At 66.3% G+C, this 13,662-nt stretch carries 11 protein-coding genes; 7 read left to right on the forward strand and 4 right to left on the reverse strand.

The genetic code is table 11. From position 1 onward, the window contains the following. Nucleotides 1-11: 11 nt before the first annotated feature. Nucleotides 12-536 (forward strand): DUF3658 domain-containing protein, encoded by a 525-nt coding sequence (locus tag ACVIHF_RS34225; protein ID WP_456793263.1) that lies wholly within the window; start codon nucleotides 12-14, stop codon nucleotides 534-536. Here the strand turns inward: ACVIHF_RS34225 and ACVIHF_RS34230 are convergent. Further along, nucleotides 514-1,374 (reverse strand): sulfite exporter TauE/SafE family protein, encoded by an 861-nt coding sequence (locus tag ACVIHF_RS34230; RefSeq protein ID WP_057018139.1) that lies wholly within the window; start codon nucleotides 1,372-1,374, stop codon nucleotides 514-516. The genes ACVIHF_RS34225 and ACVIHF_RS34230 overlap by 23 nt on opposite strands. A gap of 161 nt (nucleotides 1,375-1,535) precedes the next feature. Between ACVIHF_RS34230 and ACVIHF_RS34235 the strand changes: the two genes are divergently transcribed. From ACVIHF_RS34235 to ACVIHF_RS34255, 5 genes are all read left to right on the forward strand, one after another. Continuing rightward, nucleotides 1,536-2,438, forward strand: a complete 903-nt coding sequence (locus ACVIHF_RS34235; protein ID WP_456794150.1) for a LysR family transcriptional regulator — start codon at nucleotides 1,536-1,538, stop codon at nucleotides 2,436-2,438. Between the two features lie 229 nt (nucleotides 2,439-2,667). Then, a complete protein-coding gene (gene sdhC, locus ACVIHF_RS34240) occupies nucleotides 2,668-3,066 on the forward strand; it encodes a succinate dehydrogenase, cytochrome b556 subunit (protein WP_028337891.1) in 399 nt (132 codons plus the stop codon). Between the two features lie 14 nt (nucleotides 3,067-3,080). Further along, entirely contained in the window at nucleotides 3,081-3,455 is a 375-nt protein-coding gene (gene sdhD / locus ACVIHF_RS34245) for a succinate dehydrogenase, hydrophobic membrane anchor protein (protein ID WP_141341401.1), read from the forward strand. Nucleotides 3,456-3,458: 3 nt separating this feature from the next. Continuing rightward, nucleotides 3,459-5,297, forward strand: coding sequence for a succinate dehydrogenase flavoprotein subunit (gene sdhA, locus ACVIHF_RS34250; RefSeq protein WP_057018135.1), 1,839 nt, complete (start codon nucleotides 3,459-3,461; stop codon nucleotides 5,295-5,297). Between the two features lie 18 nt (nucleotides 5,298-5,315). Further along, a complete protein-coding gene (locus ACVIHF_RS34255) occupies nucleotides 5,316-6,101 on the forward strand; it encodes a succinate dehydrogenase iron-sulfur subunit (RefSeq protein ID WP_028337893.1) in 786 nt (261 codons plus the stop codon). 31 nt (nucleotides 6,102-6,132) lie between these two features. On the opposite strand, the gene ACVIHF_RS34260 is transcribed toward ACVIHF_RS34255, so the two are convergent. From ACVIHF_RS34260 to ACVIHF_RS34270, 3 genes are all read right to left on the reverse strand, one after another. Then, on the reverse strand, nucleotides 6,133-8,883 hold the full coding sequence (locus ACVIHF_RS34260; RefSeq protein WP_310883316.1) for a bifunctional acetate--CoA ligase family protein/GNAT family N-acetyltransferase: 2,751 nt from the start codon (nucleotides 8,881-8,883) through the stop codon (nucleotides 6,133-6,135). A 125-nt stretch (nucleotides 8,884-9,008) separates the two neighbouring features. Beyond that, a complete protein-coding gene (gene feoB, locus ACVIHF_RS34265) occupies nucleotides 9,009-10,883 on the reverse strand; it encodes a ferrous iron transporter B (protein WP_310883315.1) in 1,875 nt (624 codons plus the stop codon). Continuing rightward, nucleotides 10,880-11,167, reverse strand: coding sequence for a FeoA family protein (locus ACVIHF_RS34270; RefSeq protein ID WP_310883314.1), 288 nt, complete (start codon nucleotides 11,165-11,167; stop codon nucleotides 10,880-10,882). The genes feoB and ACVIHF_RS34270 overlap by 4 nt, the downstream gene beginning before the upstream one ends. 332 nt (nucleotides 11,168-11,499) lie before the next feature. Here ACVIHF_RS34270 and ACVIHF_RS34275 point away from each other — a divergent pair, with 332 nt between their 5' ends. After that, nucleotides 11,500-13,644 carry a hybrid sensor histidine kinase/response regulator gene (locus ACVIHF_RS34275; RefSeq protein WP_310883313.1) on the forward strand — a complete coding sequence of 715 codons (2,145 nt, stop codon included), beginning with the start codon at nucleotides 11,500-11,502 and terminating at the stop codon, nucleotides 13,642-13,644. Nucleotides 13,645-13,662 lie beyond the last annotated feature (18 nt).

The following is a 13,662-nucleotide window of genomic DNA, read 5'->3' on the forward strand; positions in this document are numbered from 1 at the left end:
CGTGGGGGTAGATGAAGCGGGAGCAGGCTATCCAGATTAACGATCAACTCGTCATCGCGCACGAGGCGATGAAGAAGGCTCGAATCGCGATTGCGGAGCTCGGAAAGCAGGAGCGGCTTGAATTGGATGGCCGGCTTTATGACCTCCCGCTCGAACTGGAATGGCAGGTGATGCTACCGCTCTACGAACAGTTTCGCGACCTGATGAAGCTGGAGCCTCACGAAGAACTGCCTCCCCCGACCTCCGAACTGAAGTGGAGTGACGTGCGTCTTCCCCGTGGCGCTACGGAAGCTGCGCTCGACGACGTCATCATGTCGGCCCTGACATCGCGATGGCAAAAGGTCGCGATGATTATAGGGGTCGCGATGGCAGACTGCGAGAAACTGAAATTGCCGATAGCTCCTGAAATGATCGGAGCACGCTTGCGATTCCTGTCCCACGCTGATCGGATCGAGGGCGTCGGAGACCTCCGACGGTGGGGTCACAGCGAAGTACGGCTGAAGGACGAGCCGATCAGTGCCCGCCCAGCAGGCTGATCACGAACCGTCCGCCGACGATGAAGAGATAGGCCCCGAACGCCACCTCCAGCGCCCGCTTCGACAGCGCGTGCGCAACCTTGACGCCGAGCGGCGCGGTGACGAGCGTGGTCGGCATCACCAGCAGCGCCCCGATCAGTGAGACGTAACCGAGCGCGAACGGCAATTGCAGCGCGGCGACGTCGGGGAAGCGCGCGGCCGCGGGCCAGCCGGCATAGACGTAGCCCAGCGCGCCGGGGATCGAGATCAGCACCGCAAGCGCGGAAGAGGTCGCGACCGCCTGATGGATCGGCCGGCCGTAGAAGGTCATCAAGAGGTTGGCGAACAGGCCGCCGCCGATGCCCATCAACGTCGACAACAGGCCGACGAAGAAGCCATAGACGCGCATCAAGAAGCCCTTCGGCACGTCGTCTCCGAACTTCCAGGTCTCGCGCGCCAGCAGCAGGCGCGCGGCCGCCGACCACGCCACCATCACGAACACGATCTTGAACAGCCGCTCCGGCGCGAACCGCGCGGTGACGCTGCCGGCGGCGACGCCGATCACGATCGGCAGCCACCAGCGCTTCAGGATCTCCATATCGACCGCGCCGCGGCGATAATGGGCGCGGAACGAGCTCAGCGAGGTCGGGATGATGATCGCGAGCGAGGTGCCGATACACAGCGGCATCCGCACCTCGAGCGGCACGCCCGCCAGCCGGAAGCATTCGTAGAACACCGGCACCAGGATCGCGCCGCCGCCGATGCCGAACAGGCCGGCGAGAAAGCCCGACAGCGCCCCGACCGCGATCAGCAGCAGCGCTAGCTCGAGTAGCTCCTTGGGATCGAGGCCGGCCATCATGTCCTTCGCAGTATCGATGTAGGGCAACACCAGGTTCCCGGCGCCGTCCTGTGACTGTTCGCGGTGAGCAATAGCCCCTTTTGGGATTCGGGAGTATCTATGCTCTTGAGCATGCTCTCTTGCGAGATGCGGAAGGATCGGGCTTGGACCGGCTTGCGGCGATGGCGGCCTTTGTCCGCGCGGTCGAGAGCGGCAGCCTGTCGGCGGCCGCGCGCTCGCTGCCGAGCTCGCTGACCTCGGTGAGCCGGCAGATCAGCGCGCTCGAGGAGCATTTCGGCACTCGCCTGCTGCTGCGCACCACCCGCCAGCTCGCGCTGACCGACGACGGACGCATCCTCTACGAGCGCGCGAAATCGATCCTCGGCGAAGTCAGGGAGATCGAGGCGGCGCTGGCGCGCGACCCGCATCAGCCATCGGGACGGATCCGCGTCAGCTCGCCGAGTCTGATCGGACGGCTCGTGATCGCGCCGCTGCTGGTCGAGTTTCTGCGCCGCTATCCGACGCTGTCCGTCGACCTTCTTCTGGTCGACCGCGCCGTCGACATGGTCGAGGAGGATATCCATCTGGCTATACGCATCGGCCGCTTGCGCGACTCGCAGCTGGTAGCGCGCAAGCTCACCGATCTGCAGATGATTGTGTGCGCGTCGCCGGACTACCTGGCCCGGCGCGGCGCGCCGCAGACACCGGCTGATCTTGCCGGGCATGACTGCCTGGTGTTTTCCGATTCGCCCGGCAGCGCGGAGTGGCGCTTTGCCGACGGCAGCAAGACGGGTCGCAAAATCCGCATATCCGGTCGGCTCTGGATGAATAGCCTCGACGCGCTGGTCAGCGCGGCGCGGGAGGGCGCCGGCATCGTCCGCGTGCCGTCCTGGCAAGTGCAGTCCGAGCTCGCCGACGGTCGCCTGACGCGCCTGTTGATCGACCATGAGCCGGCGCCGACGCCGCTACATCTGATGCTTCAGCCGTCACGTCTCGCATCGCCTAAGATCAGGGCATTTGTCGATTATCTGGTGGAACGCTGGGGCAAAATCGACGCCTTGCGCCCCCCGTTTGCGGGTAGCTGAGCGCGCCAATCGATCCTCGAACATCTCGATTCACTACTTGGTTCGCTCAACCTTGCATCTGGTATACCACACTGCGGATCAACCAGAATTCGGCAACTCTAACAATGAACTTCGGTTCGACCGAAGGCTATTTGGCCGTTGCGCGGGGTGATCCGACTCCGTAAATAGAACTCCTCTACCGCGTTCCCCGATGGGCCGGCCGCGGTCCCTCACAACATAAAGCCCGCCGATGACCGCCAGGATCGAACGACCGCTTTCACCCCATTTGCAGACCTACCGGTGGACGCTGACGATGGCGCTGTCCATCGTCCACCGCGCCACGGGTCTGGCCCTCTATTTCGGCACCCTGCTGCTGGCCTGGTGGCTGATCGCCGCCGCTTCCGGCCCCTCGGCTTACGCCAACGTCCAGGCCTTCACCGGCAGCGCGATCGGCAAGCTGATCGTGTTCGGCTACACATGGGCGCTGATGCACCATCTGTGCAGCGGCATCCGGCATTTCGTCTGGGACCTCGGCTACGGCTTCAAGGCCAATGAGCGCGAAGCCCTGACCTGGGGCGCGCTGGTCGCCGGCATCGCGCTGACCGTTTTGGTCTGGATCATTGCCTACGCCGTGGGAGGTGGACGATGAGCGGCCCCTCCTCGATGCGCACGCCGCTGGAGCGCGTCCGCGGCCTCGGCTCCGCGCACACCGGCACGGGCGATTTCTGGCGCCAGCGCCTCACCGCGGTTGCGATGACGCTGCTGATCGTTCCCGTGATCGTCGTGGTGATCACGCTGATCGGCCGCAACCATGCCGGCGCGGCGCAGATCCTCGGCTCGATCCCGATCGCCATCATCCTGCTGCTCTTCATCGTCGCCAGCACCTGGCACATGAAGATCGGCATGCAGGTCGTGATCGAGGACTACATCCATAACGAGAAGCTGAAGATCGCCAGCGTGATGGCGAACAACTTCTTCTGCGTCGCGGTCGCATTGGCCTCGATCTACGCAATCCTCAAATTGTCGTCGGGAGTTTGATCCATGGCCGGTGAAGGAAACGGCAAGGCCACCAACGGTGGCCCGGCCACGAACGGCAAGGCCTACCCGATCCAGGACCATACCTACGACGTCGTCGTGGTCGGCGCCGGCGGCGCGGGCCTGCGCGCCGTGGTCGGCTGTTCGGAAGCCGGGCTGCGCACCGCCTGCATCACCAAGGTGTTCCCGACCCGCTCGCACACGGTGGCGGCACAGGGCGGCATCTCGGCCTCGCTCGGCAACATGCATCAGGACGACTGGCGCTGGCACATGTACGACACCGTGAAGGGGTCGGACTGGCTCGGCGACCAGGACGCGATCGAATACATGGTGCGCAACGCGCCCGACGCGGTCTACGAGCTCGAGCATTGGGGCGTGCCGTTCTCGCGCACCGAGGACGGCAAGATCTATCAGCGCCCGTTCGGCGGCATGACCATCGACTTCGGCAAGAGCCAGGCGCAACGCACCTGCGCCGCCGCCGACCGCACCGGCCACGCCATGCTGCACACGATGTACGGCCAGTCGCTGCGCCACTCGGCCGAGTTCTTCATCGAGTTCTTCGCCATCGACCTGATCATGGACGATCAGGGCGTCTGCCGCGGCGTGATCGCGCTCAAGCTCGACGACGGCACGCTGCACCGCTTCCGCGCCCAGACCACGATCCTGGCGACCGGCGGCTATGGCCGCGCCTATGCCTCCTGCACATCGGCGCACACCTGCACCGGCGACGGCGGCGGCATGGTGCTGCGCGCCGGCCTGCCGCTGCAGGACATGGAATTCGTCCAGTTCCATCCGACCGGCATCTACGGCTCGGGCTGCCTCGTCACCGAAGGCGCCCGCGGCGAAGGCGGCTATCTCGTCAACTCCGAGGGCGAGCGCTTTATGGAGCGCTATGCGCCGTCGGCCAAGGACCTCGCTTCGCGCGACGTCGTCTCGCGCGCGATGACGATCGAGATCCGCGAAGGCCGCGGCGTCGGCAAGAAGAAGGACCACATCTTCCTGCACCTCGACCACCTCGATCCGAAGGTGCTGCATGAGCGGCTGCCGGGCATCTCCGAATCGGCCAAGATCTTCGCCAATGTCGACGTCACCCGCGAGCCGATCCCGATCGTGCCGACCGTGCACTACAACATGGGCGGCATCGCCACGAATTATCACGCCGAGGTGCTGACCAAGCGCAATGGCGACGACAATTCGGTGGTGCCGGGCCTGATGGCGATCGGCGAAGCGGCCTGCGTCTCGGTGCACGGCGCCAACCGCCTCGGCTCCAACTCGCTGATCGACCTCGTGGTGTTCGGCCGCGCCGCCGCGCTGCGCCTTGCCGACAAGCTGACCGCGAACGCCAAGCAGCCGGAGCTGCCGAAGGATTCCGCCGATCTCGCGCTCGGCCGCCTCGATCACTTCCGCCACGCCTCCGGCGGCACGCCGACCGCCAAGCTGCGCGACAGCATGCAGCATGTGATGCAGAACAATTGCGCGGTGTTCCGCACCGGCGACGTGCTGCAGGAAGGCCAGAACCTGATCCACAAGGTCTATGGCGGCGTCGGCGACATCTCGGTGTCGGACCGCTCGCTGGTGTGGAATTCCGACCTGGTCGAGACGCTGGAATTCGACAATCTGATCGTGCAGGCGGTCGTGACGATGGATTCGGCGGCGAACCGCACCGAAAGCCGCGGCGCGCATGCGCGCGAGGACTTCCCGGACCGCAACGACAAGGACTGGATGAAGCACACGCTGACCTGGATCGATCCGGCCGGCAAGACTGCGATCGAGTACCGTCCGGTGCACAGCTACACGATGACCAATGACGTGCAGTACATCCCGCCGAAGGCGCGGGTCTACTGAGAACGAAGGCGAGCAAGCATGGTTGAATTCGCACTTCCGAAGAATTCGAAGATTTCAGGCGGCAAGACCTGGCCGAAGCCGGCCGGCGCCACCGAGACGCGCGAATTTCGGGTGTATCGCTGGAACCCGGACGACGGCAAGAATCCGAGCGTCGACACCTATCATGTCGACACCAATGATTGCGGTCCGATGGTGCTGGACGGCCTGATCTGGATCAAGAACCACATCGACCCGACACTGACCTTCCGCCGCTCCTGCCGCGAAGGCGTCTGCGGCTCCTGCGCGATGAACATCGACGGCCAGAACACGCTGGCCTGCACCAAGTCGATGCACGACGTCGGCGCGGGCGGCGCCGTGAAGGTCAATCCGCTGCCGCACCAGCCGGTGGTGAAGGACCTCGTTCCCGACCTCACCAATTTCTACGCCCAGTATGCCTCGATCGAACCGTGGCTGAAGACCACGACGCCGACGCCGCAGAAGGAGTGGAGGCAGAGCCACGAGGACCGCGAGAAGCTCGACGGCCTCTACGAGTGCATCCTGTGCGCCTGCTGCTCGACCTCATGCCCGAGCTACTGGTGGAACAGCGAGCGCTTCCTCGGCCCCGCCGCGCTACTGCAGGCAAACCGCTGGGTCACCGACTCCCGCGACGAGGCGACCGGCGAGCGGCTCGACAATCTCGAGGATCCGTTCCGCCTCTATCGCTGCCACACCATCATGAACTGCGCCAAGGCGTGCCCGAAGGGCCTCAATCCCTCGGAGGCGATCGCCGAGCTCAAGTTCAAGCTGGTCGAACGCCAGATCTGATCCGTTGCAGCCGCGGCTGGCGCTGGTGGTATCAGCGGCCAGCCGCAGCGGGCCGGATCAGGATATCGGCGCCGACCGCATCGACGCCGGATCGATCGAGGTCGAGTACGACATCGACGATGCTGTGATCGTCCGGATCCATCGTCACGGTGAAGCCGAGATCGCGGCACATCCCGATCATCGTGGTGTTCTCGGTCAGCACCTGGCCGGACAGACGCTTCAATCCCTCCGACCGCGCATAGTGGATCAGGAGCTGCATCAGCGCCCAGCCGAGGCCTTTGCCCTTGAGATCGGACTGCAGCAGGATCGCGTATTCGGCATTCTCGTACAGCGAGTCCGAATGCAGCCGGACCGCACCCATCATCTCGCCGGTGTTCGGATCGAGCGCCACAAACGCCATCGCCCGCGCATAGTCGAGCTGGGTCAGGCGTGCGATGAAGGCGTGCGAGAATTCCTTCATCGCATGGAAGAAGCGCAGCCTGAGGTCTTCGGCGGTGACACGCTTGAAGAACTCGCTGACCATCGGCTCGTCTTCCGGCCGCATCGGACGCACCGTGACACGCGAGCCGTCGCGCAGCGCAAGCTCACCTTCCCATTGCGACGGATAGGGCCGCACCGCGAGCCGGGTGTGGCCGGCAAACAGCCGGGTGGGTTTGCGGATCGCGACCCGCGCATCGAGCGCGAGCACGCCGCTCTCGTCTGCCAGCATCGGATTGATGTCGAGTTCGGCGACCTCGGGAATGTCGGCCGCCATCTGCGCCAGCTTGACAAGGGTGAGCGGCACCACATCGGCCGGGACCGCCGGCACATCGCCATAGCCGCCGAGCAGCCGCGAAACGCGGGTGCGTCCGATCAGCTCACGGGCGAGATTCATGTCGAGCGGCGGCAGCGCCAGCGCCTTGTCGTTGATCACCTCGACCGCGGGGCCGCCACGCCCGAACACGATCACCGGACCGAAGGTCGGATCTTCGGCGATGCCGAGGATCAGTTCGCGCGCCGCGCGCCGCACGATCATCGGCTGGATCGTCACGCCTTGCAGGATGGCATCGGGCCGGGCACTTCGTGCCCGCGCCATGACGGTCCGGGCAGCTTCAACGACGCTGTCTTTCGTGCGCAGGTCGAGGATCACGCCGCCGACGTCGGAGGCGTGCCGGATGTCACGCGAGAACACCCTGACCACGATCGCACGTCCCTCGGCGAGAAACGGCGCCGCCTTCGCGGCAGCGTCCTCGGCACTGTCGGCGACGAGCGTCGTCGCGATCGGAATATGATAGGCCGCGAACAGGGCGACGATCTCGGCCGGATCGAGCCAGGCGCGCCCTTCCGACAGCGCGTTCACGACGACGTGGCGCGCCGCCGCCGTCTCCGGCGTGAACACCGATGCGACGCCAGGCGGGGTTGCGGCGAGCGCGGTCGAGGCCTCGCGATAGCGCACCAGATACATGAAGGCGCGCACCGCATCGTCCTCGGTCGGGAAGTGCGGAATCCGTGCCGCCTCGAAGATCGCGCCGGTGCGCTCGTCGGCGCCGACCCAGGCCGCGAGCACCAGTGCGGCGACCGCACTCCGCTTCGTCCTGCGGTCGCGGACGCATTGCGCCACCGCCTCGGCAATTCCTTGGGCCGGCGCAACCGCGGTTTCCACATTCGCGACCAGCACCGCATCGCTGTTCGCATCATCGAGCAGTGCGCTGAGCGCCACCACGTAGCGGTCGGCATCGGCATCGCCCGCGATGTCGACCGGATTGGCATAGGACCAGCCCGGCGGCAGCACCTTGTCGAGCCGTTCGATGGTCTCCGCCGTCAGTGTCGCAGGAACGCCGCCGAGCTCGGCCAGCCGGTCGGTCGCGAGGATGCCGAGCCCGCCGCCATTGGTCAGGATCGCCAGTCGGTTGCCGCGCGGAACGAAGCCGCGGCCAAGCAGTTCGGCGCAATCGAACAGCTGACGCAGGTCGTAGACGCGCAGCATGCCGGCGCGACGGAATGCGGCGTCGTAGACCGCATCGGAGCCGGCCAGCGCGCCGGTGTGGGTCGCGGCGGCCTTGGCGCCCTGCGCCATCCGTCCCGACTTGACGATGACGACCGGTTTCAGCCGCGCCGCGGCGCGCGCCGCCGACATGAACTTGCGCGCGTCCTTGACGGCTTCGAGATAGATCAGGATCGCGCTGGTGTGGTCGTCGAGCGCGAAATAATCCAGGAGGTCGGCGACGTCGACATCGAGCTGGTCGCCGATCGACGCGATGCCGGAGAAGCCGAGCCGCCGCTCCGCCGCCCATTCGATCATCGCCGACGCGACCGCGCCGGACTGCGAGATCAGAGCAACGTGCCCGTCGGACGGCTGATGCGAGGCGAAGCTCGCATTGAGCTTGGCGCGCGGCACCATGACGCCGAGGCAATTCGGCCCGATCAGGCGCATGCCATGCCGTCGCGCCGTCTGCCCCGCAGTCTCCGCGAGCGAGCCCGCGCCATGGCCAAGACCGGCCGACAGGATCGCCGCACCGGCAACGCCGGCCGAAGCCGCCTCCGCGACGATTTCGGGAACCGCCGCCGCCGGTGCGCTGATGACGACGAGATCCGGAACGAATGGCAGCGACTTCAGGTCGGGGACGGTCGGCGCGCCATCAACGTCGGCATAGTTCCGATTGACGACGCCGACGCGGCCGGTGAAGCCGCTCGCTCTGATGTTCCTGAGCACCGCCGCGCCGAGCGACGACGGACGCGGGCTGCCGCCGACGATTGCGATGCTTCGAGGCGAAAATAGCCGCTCCAGGCCGTACGTCGACATTGCATGGTCTCGCAGGGAACACGCGGAGGCGCCCGCTTCATGCGCCCTCGACCAACTCTACTGCTTCGCTTGGCTGCATGCACCTGTCGCAGTTTCGAATAGAGATGATGAAACCGCGTTGCCGATCAATGCAGGCCGAGCGCCTGCGCGAGGTTGAAGGTCAGGAAGCTCGCGACATAGGCCAGCGCGAGCATGTAGATGAACGTCACCACCATCCACTTCGCGCCGCCGGTCTCGCGGCGGATCACCGCGAGCGTCGAGGCGCATTGCGGGGCGAAGATGTACCAGACCAGCAGCGACAGCGCGGTCGCCAGCGTCCATTTCTGCGCCAGCACCTGGCCGATCTGGTCCGCCGCCTCCTTGCCGCCCTCGATCGAATAGACCGTGCCGAGCGCCGCGACCGCGACCTCGCGCGCCGCCATGCCGGGGATCAGCGCCACCGCGATCTGCCAGTTGAAGCCGATCGGCCGCAGCAGCGGCTCGAGCGCATGGCCGATCATCGCCGCAAAGCTATAATTGATCGCCGGCCCCTCGGCACCGGCCGGCGCCTGCGGGAACGAGGCCAGGAACCAGATCAGCACCATCATCGAGAGGATCGTGGTGCCGGCCCGGTACAGGAACATCTTGGCGCGGGTGAACACGCCGATCGCGATGCTCTTCAGCCGCGGCATCTTGTAGTCCGGCAATTCCAGCATGAACGGCGCCGGCGCATGGTCGCGCCACAGGAAGAATTTCGCGATCGCCGACACCGTCAGCGCGCTGGTGATGCCGGCGGCATAGAGGCCGAACATCACGAGCCCCTGCAGGTTGACGAAACCCCACAGCGTGGTCGCCGGAACGAAGGCGGAGATGATCAGCGTGTAGACCGGGATGCGCGCCGAGCAGGTCATCAGCGGCGCGATCAGGATCGTGGTCAGGCGGTCGCGGCGGTTGTCGATGACGCGCGTCGCCATGATGCCGGGAATGGCGCAGGCAAAGCTCGACAGCAGCGGAATGAAGGCGCGGCCATGCAGCCCGGCGCCGCCCATGATGCGGTCCATCAGGAACGCGGCGCGCGCCATGTAGCCGAAATCTTCCAGCAGCAGGATGAACAGGAAGATGATGATGATCTGTGGCAGGAACACGATCACGCTGCCGACGCCGGAGATCACGCCGTTCTGCAGGAAGCTCTGCAACAGGCTCCAGCTTTCGGGCAGCAAATTGTGGATCAGCTGCCCGAGCGCGGCGAAGCTGTCCGACAGGAACTCCATCGCGGGCTGCGCCCAGGTGAACACCGCCTGGAACATCACGAACAGGATCACGGCCAGGATCACGAGACCCCAGACCGGATGCAGCACCACCGAATCGATCCGGTTGGTCAGCGTGTCGGGCTTGGTCGGCAGCGTCACCGCCGCCGCGATGATGCGGTCCGCCTCGCGCTGCGCCACCTTGAGGTCGGCGATCGTCGGCGTCGTCCATTCGCTGGCCGCCGCCTCATGCGACTTGGCCAGGAATTCGTCGGTTCGCTTCAGGAGCTCGTCGATGCCGCCCTTGCGGACCGCGACCGAGGTCACGATCGGCAGGCCGAGCTCCTGCGACATCCGGTCGATGTCGATCGTGACGCCGCGGCGCTTCGCGATGTCGATCATGTTGAGCACGAGCATCATCGGCCGGCCGACCCGCTTCAGCTCGAGCACCAGCCGCAAGGTCAGCCGCAGATTGGTGGCGTCCGCGACGCAGAGCACGAGATCGGGCACCGCCTCACCGTCGAAGCGGCCGAGCACGATGTCGCGGGTGATCTCCTCGTCCGGGCTGCGGCCGCGCAACGAATAGGTGCCGGGCAGGTCGAGCACGGTCACGCTGCGGCCCTCCGGCGTGACGAAGCCGCCGGACTTGCGCTCGACCGTGACGCCCGGATAGTTGGCGACCTTCTGACGGCTGCCGGTCAGGCTGTTGAACAGCGACGTCTTGCCGGTGTTCGGCGCGCCGACCAGCGCCAGGCGCAGGGATGCAGCGGTCATTCGACGATCACAGCCATGGCTTCGCTCCGGCGCAGCGCGATCGTGGTGTTGTCGACGCGCACCGCGATCGGGTCCTTTCGGATCGTGCCTTCATGCAGGATTTCCACGCGCGCGCCCTCGACAAATCCCATCTCGACCAGGCGCTGCTCCAGCTCCTGCGGAGACAGCGATGAGCCCGTCACGAGCGCATCGAGCCTGATGATCTTTCCGACAAAACCGCGATCCGCATGTCCGAGCCGGACGTCCTGCAAATCATCCCGGGAGCTGTTTGGATCGCCTGTCATGCGGCCTGTTTTTCAGCAGGTAGTCACAGGGTCAAGCGTTTGCCCGTGAGAGGTTTTAGAACTCCTAAAAACAGCGCCCGGAAGCGCCATCCAGGCCGATTTTCCGCTTGACTGCCGGCGAGGCGCTAACGAGGTCGTGATGCCGCCGCGCCGCAGCCGCCCGTACTGCCCCGGACCCGAGCCGGCTGCGAATTGATCGATCCGGGTTGGCCTCCGGTAACCTTGACAGGTCGCGGAATGGCGAACGAGCGTCCGCGCCGCGCCCGGCGGCGCCGTTTCGCTTCCTCCCGCGCAACGGTTTGCGTTATGGTCCGCGCGGAGCCGGAGCGCCCGTGCAGACCGCACAACGCAATTCGCTGAGACTGTTGCAATGGATGATGGCCGCCGCGCTGGCCCTTCCGCTGGCGCTGTTCGTTTTTGCCTCCGCAATGTCCTGGATCTCGACCAGCGAGGCCGCCAACCAGGAGATCCAGCGCACGCTCGATGTCGCCCATGAGCACGCGCTGAAGGTGTTCGAGACCATCGATCGCGGCCTCGCCGAGGTCACCGAGGTCGTCCGCGGCATGGGCGATGCCGATATCGTCGCGCGCGAGAAGAGCCTGCACCAGCGGCTGCGCCAGGTCGCCATGGCGCTCCCCCAGGTGAAATCGGTCTGGGTGTTCGACGCCAACGGCCGTGCCCTCGTCAACAGCCTGGTGCAGCCGGCCCCCGACGTCGACTTCTCGGACCGGGATTACTTCCGGATCCATGCCCAGGGCGACATCGGCACCTATATCGGCGAGGTGCTGACGCCGCGGCCGCCCTATCTGGGCTCGCGGTTCTTCAGCGTCGGCCGGCGCCGCAACGGCGACGACGGCAGCTTTGCCGGCGTGATCCAGGCCTCCGTGCTTCCGGAATATTTCGAGAATTTCTACGCCAGGATCGGCCGCGAGCCCGGCAGCTTCCTGGCGCTGATCCGGACCGACGGCGCCGTGCTGGCGCACTTCCCTGCCGTTGACCACGATGTCCGGTTCGAGCCGAACGGCCCGCTCGGGCGGCAGATCGTCGCCAATCCCGAGGCCGGGACGATGACGATCCAATCCCCGGCCGACGGCATCGAGCGGCGCATGCGCTACCAGCGGCTGGCCGGATACCCGATCTATGTCAGCGCCGGCCTCGAAACCTCGGCGATCCAGTCGCGCTGGAGGTCGACCATGGCCCAGCACCTGATCTTCGGGATCCCGGCCACCGCCCTGCTGTTCGGCCTGCTCGCGCTCGCCTTCCGGCGAACCCAGCGCCTGCAGGAGGAGGCCAACCGGCGCATCGAGGCCGAGGAGGCATTGCGGCACGGCCAGCGGCTCGAGGCACTCGGGCAGCTCACCGGCGGCGTCGCGCACGACTTCAACAACCTGCTCACCGTGATCCGCGCGTCGGTCGACATGTTACGGCGGCCGGACCTGCCGGAGCCGCGGCGGCAGCGCTACATCGATGCGATCTCCAACACCGTGAACCGTGCCGCCAAGCTGACCAACCAGCTGCTTGCATTCGCGCGCCGGCAGACCCTCAAGCCCGAGGTGTTCGACGCCTGCCAGAATGTCCGCACCCTGAGCGAGATGATCGCAACCCTGATCGGCGCGCGCATCGAGATCACGGCGCAAGTGCCGGACGAGACCTGTCTCGTCAACGCCGATGCCGGCCAGTTCGAGACCGCCATCATCAACATGGCGGTGAACGCGCGCGACGCCATGGACGGCGTCGGCCGGCTCACGATCGCGGTCCGCGCCGTGGACAGACTGCCGTCCGCGACCAGCACGGCGCCGAACTCGCCCGGCCATGTCGCGGTGTCGGTGATCGACACCGGCGTCGGAATTCCGCAGGAGCTGTTCGGCCGCATCTTCGAGCCGTTTTACACCACCAAGGAGGTCGGTCACGGCACCGGCCTCGGCCTGTCGCAGGTGTTCGGCTTCGCCAAGCAGTCCGGCGGCGAGGTGACCGTCACCAGCGAGATCGGCAAGGGTGCGACATTCACGCTGTATCTGCCACGCGTCGTCGGCGGGCATGGCGCGCGAGCGCCGCGCACCGACGACGCGCCCTCGGTCGATCGGACCGGCGCATCGGTCCTGATCGTCGAGGACAATGCCGAGGTCGGAAAGTTTGCCGCCGACACGCTGACCCAGCTCGGCTGCAGCTGCGTGCTGGTGGACAACGCCACCCACGCGCTGGAGGAGCTCGCCGTCGACGCCGACCGGTTCGACCTGGTGTTCACCGATGTCGTGATGCCTGGCATGAGCGGCATCGAGCTTGCGGAAGAGATCCGCCGGCAGCGCCTCGATCTTCCGATCGTGCTCGCCTCCGGTTACAGCCAGGTGCTGTCGCAGCAGGGCAGCGGCGGCTTCGAGCTGCTGCAGAAGCCCTATTCGGCCGAGCAGCTCGCGCGCGTGCTGCACAAAGCAACGCGCTCGCGCCGGCTGAAGCGCGATCAGGCGCCGGCGGGGTGAGGTAGTTGCGCGGCACAT

The organism is Bradyrhizobium sp. USDA 4506, from assembly GCF_054058795.1.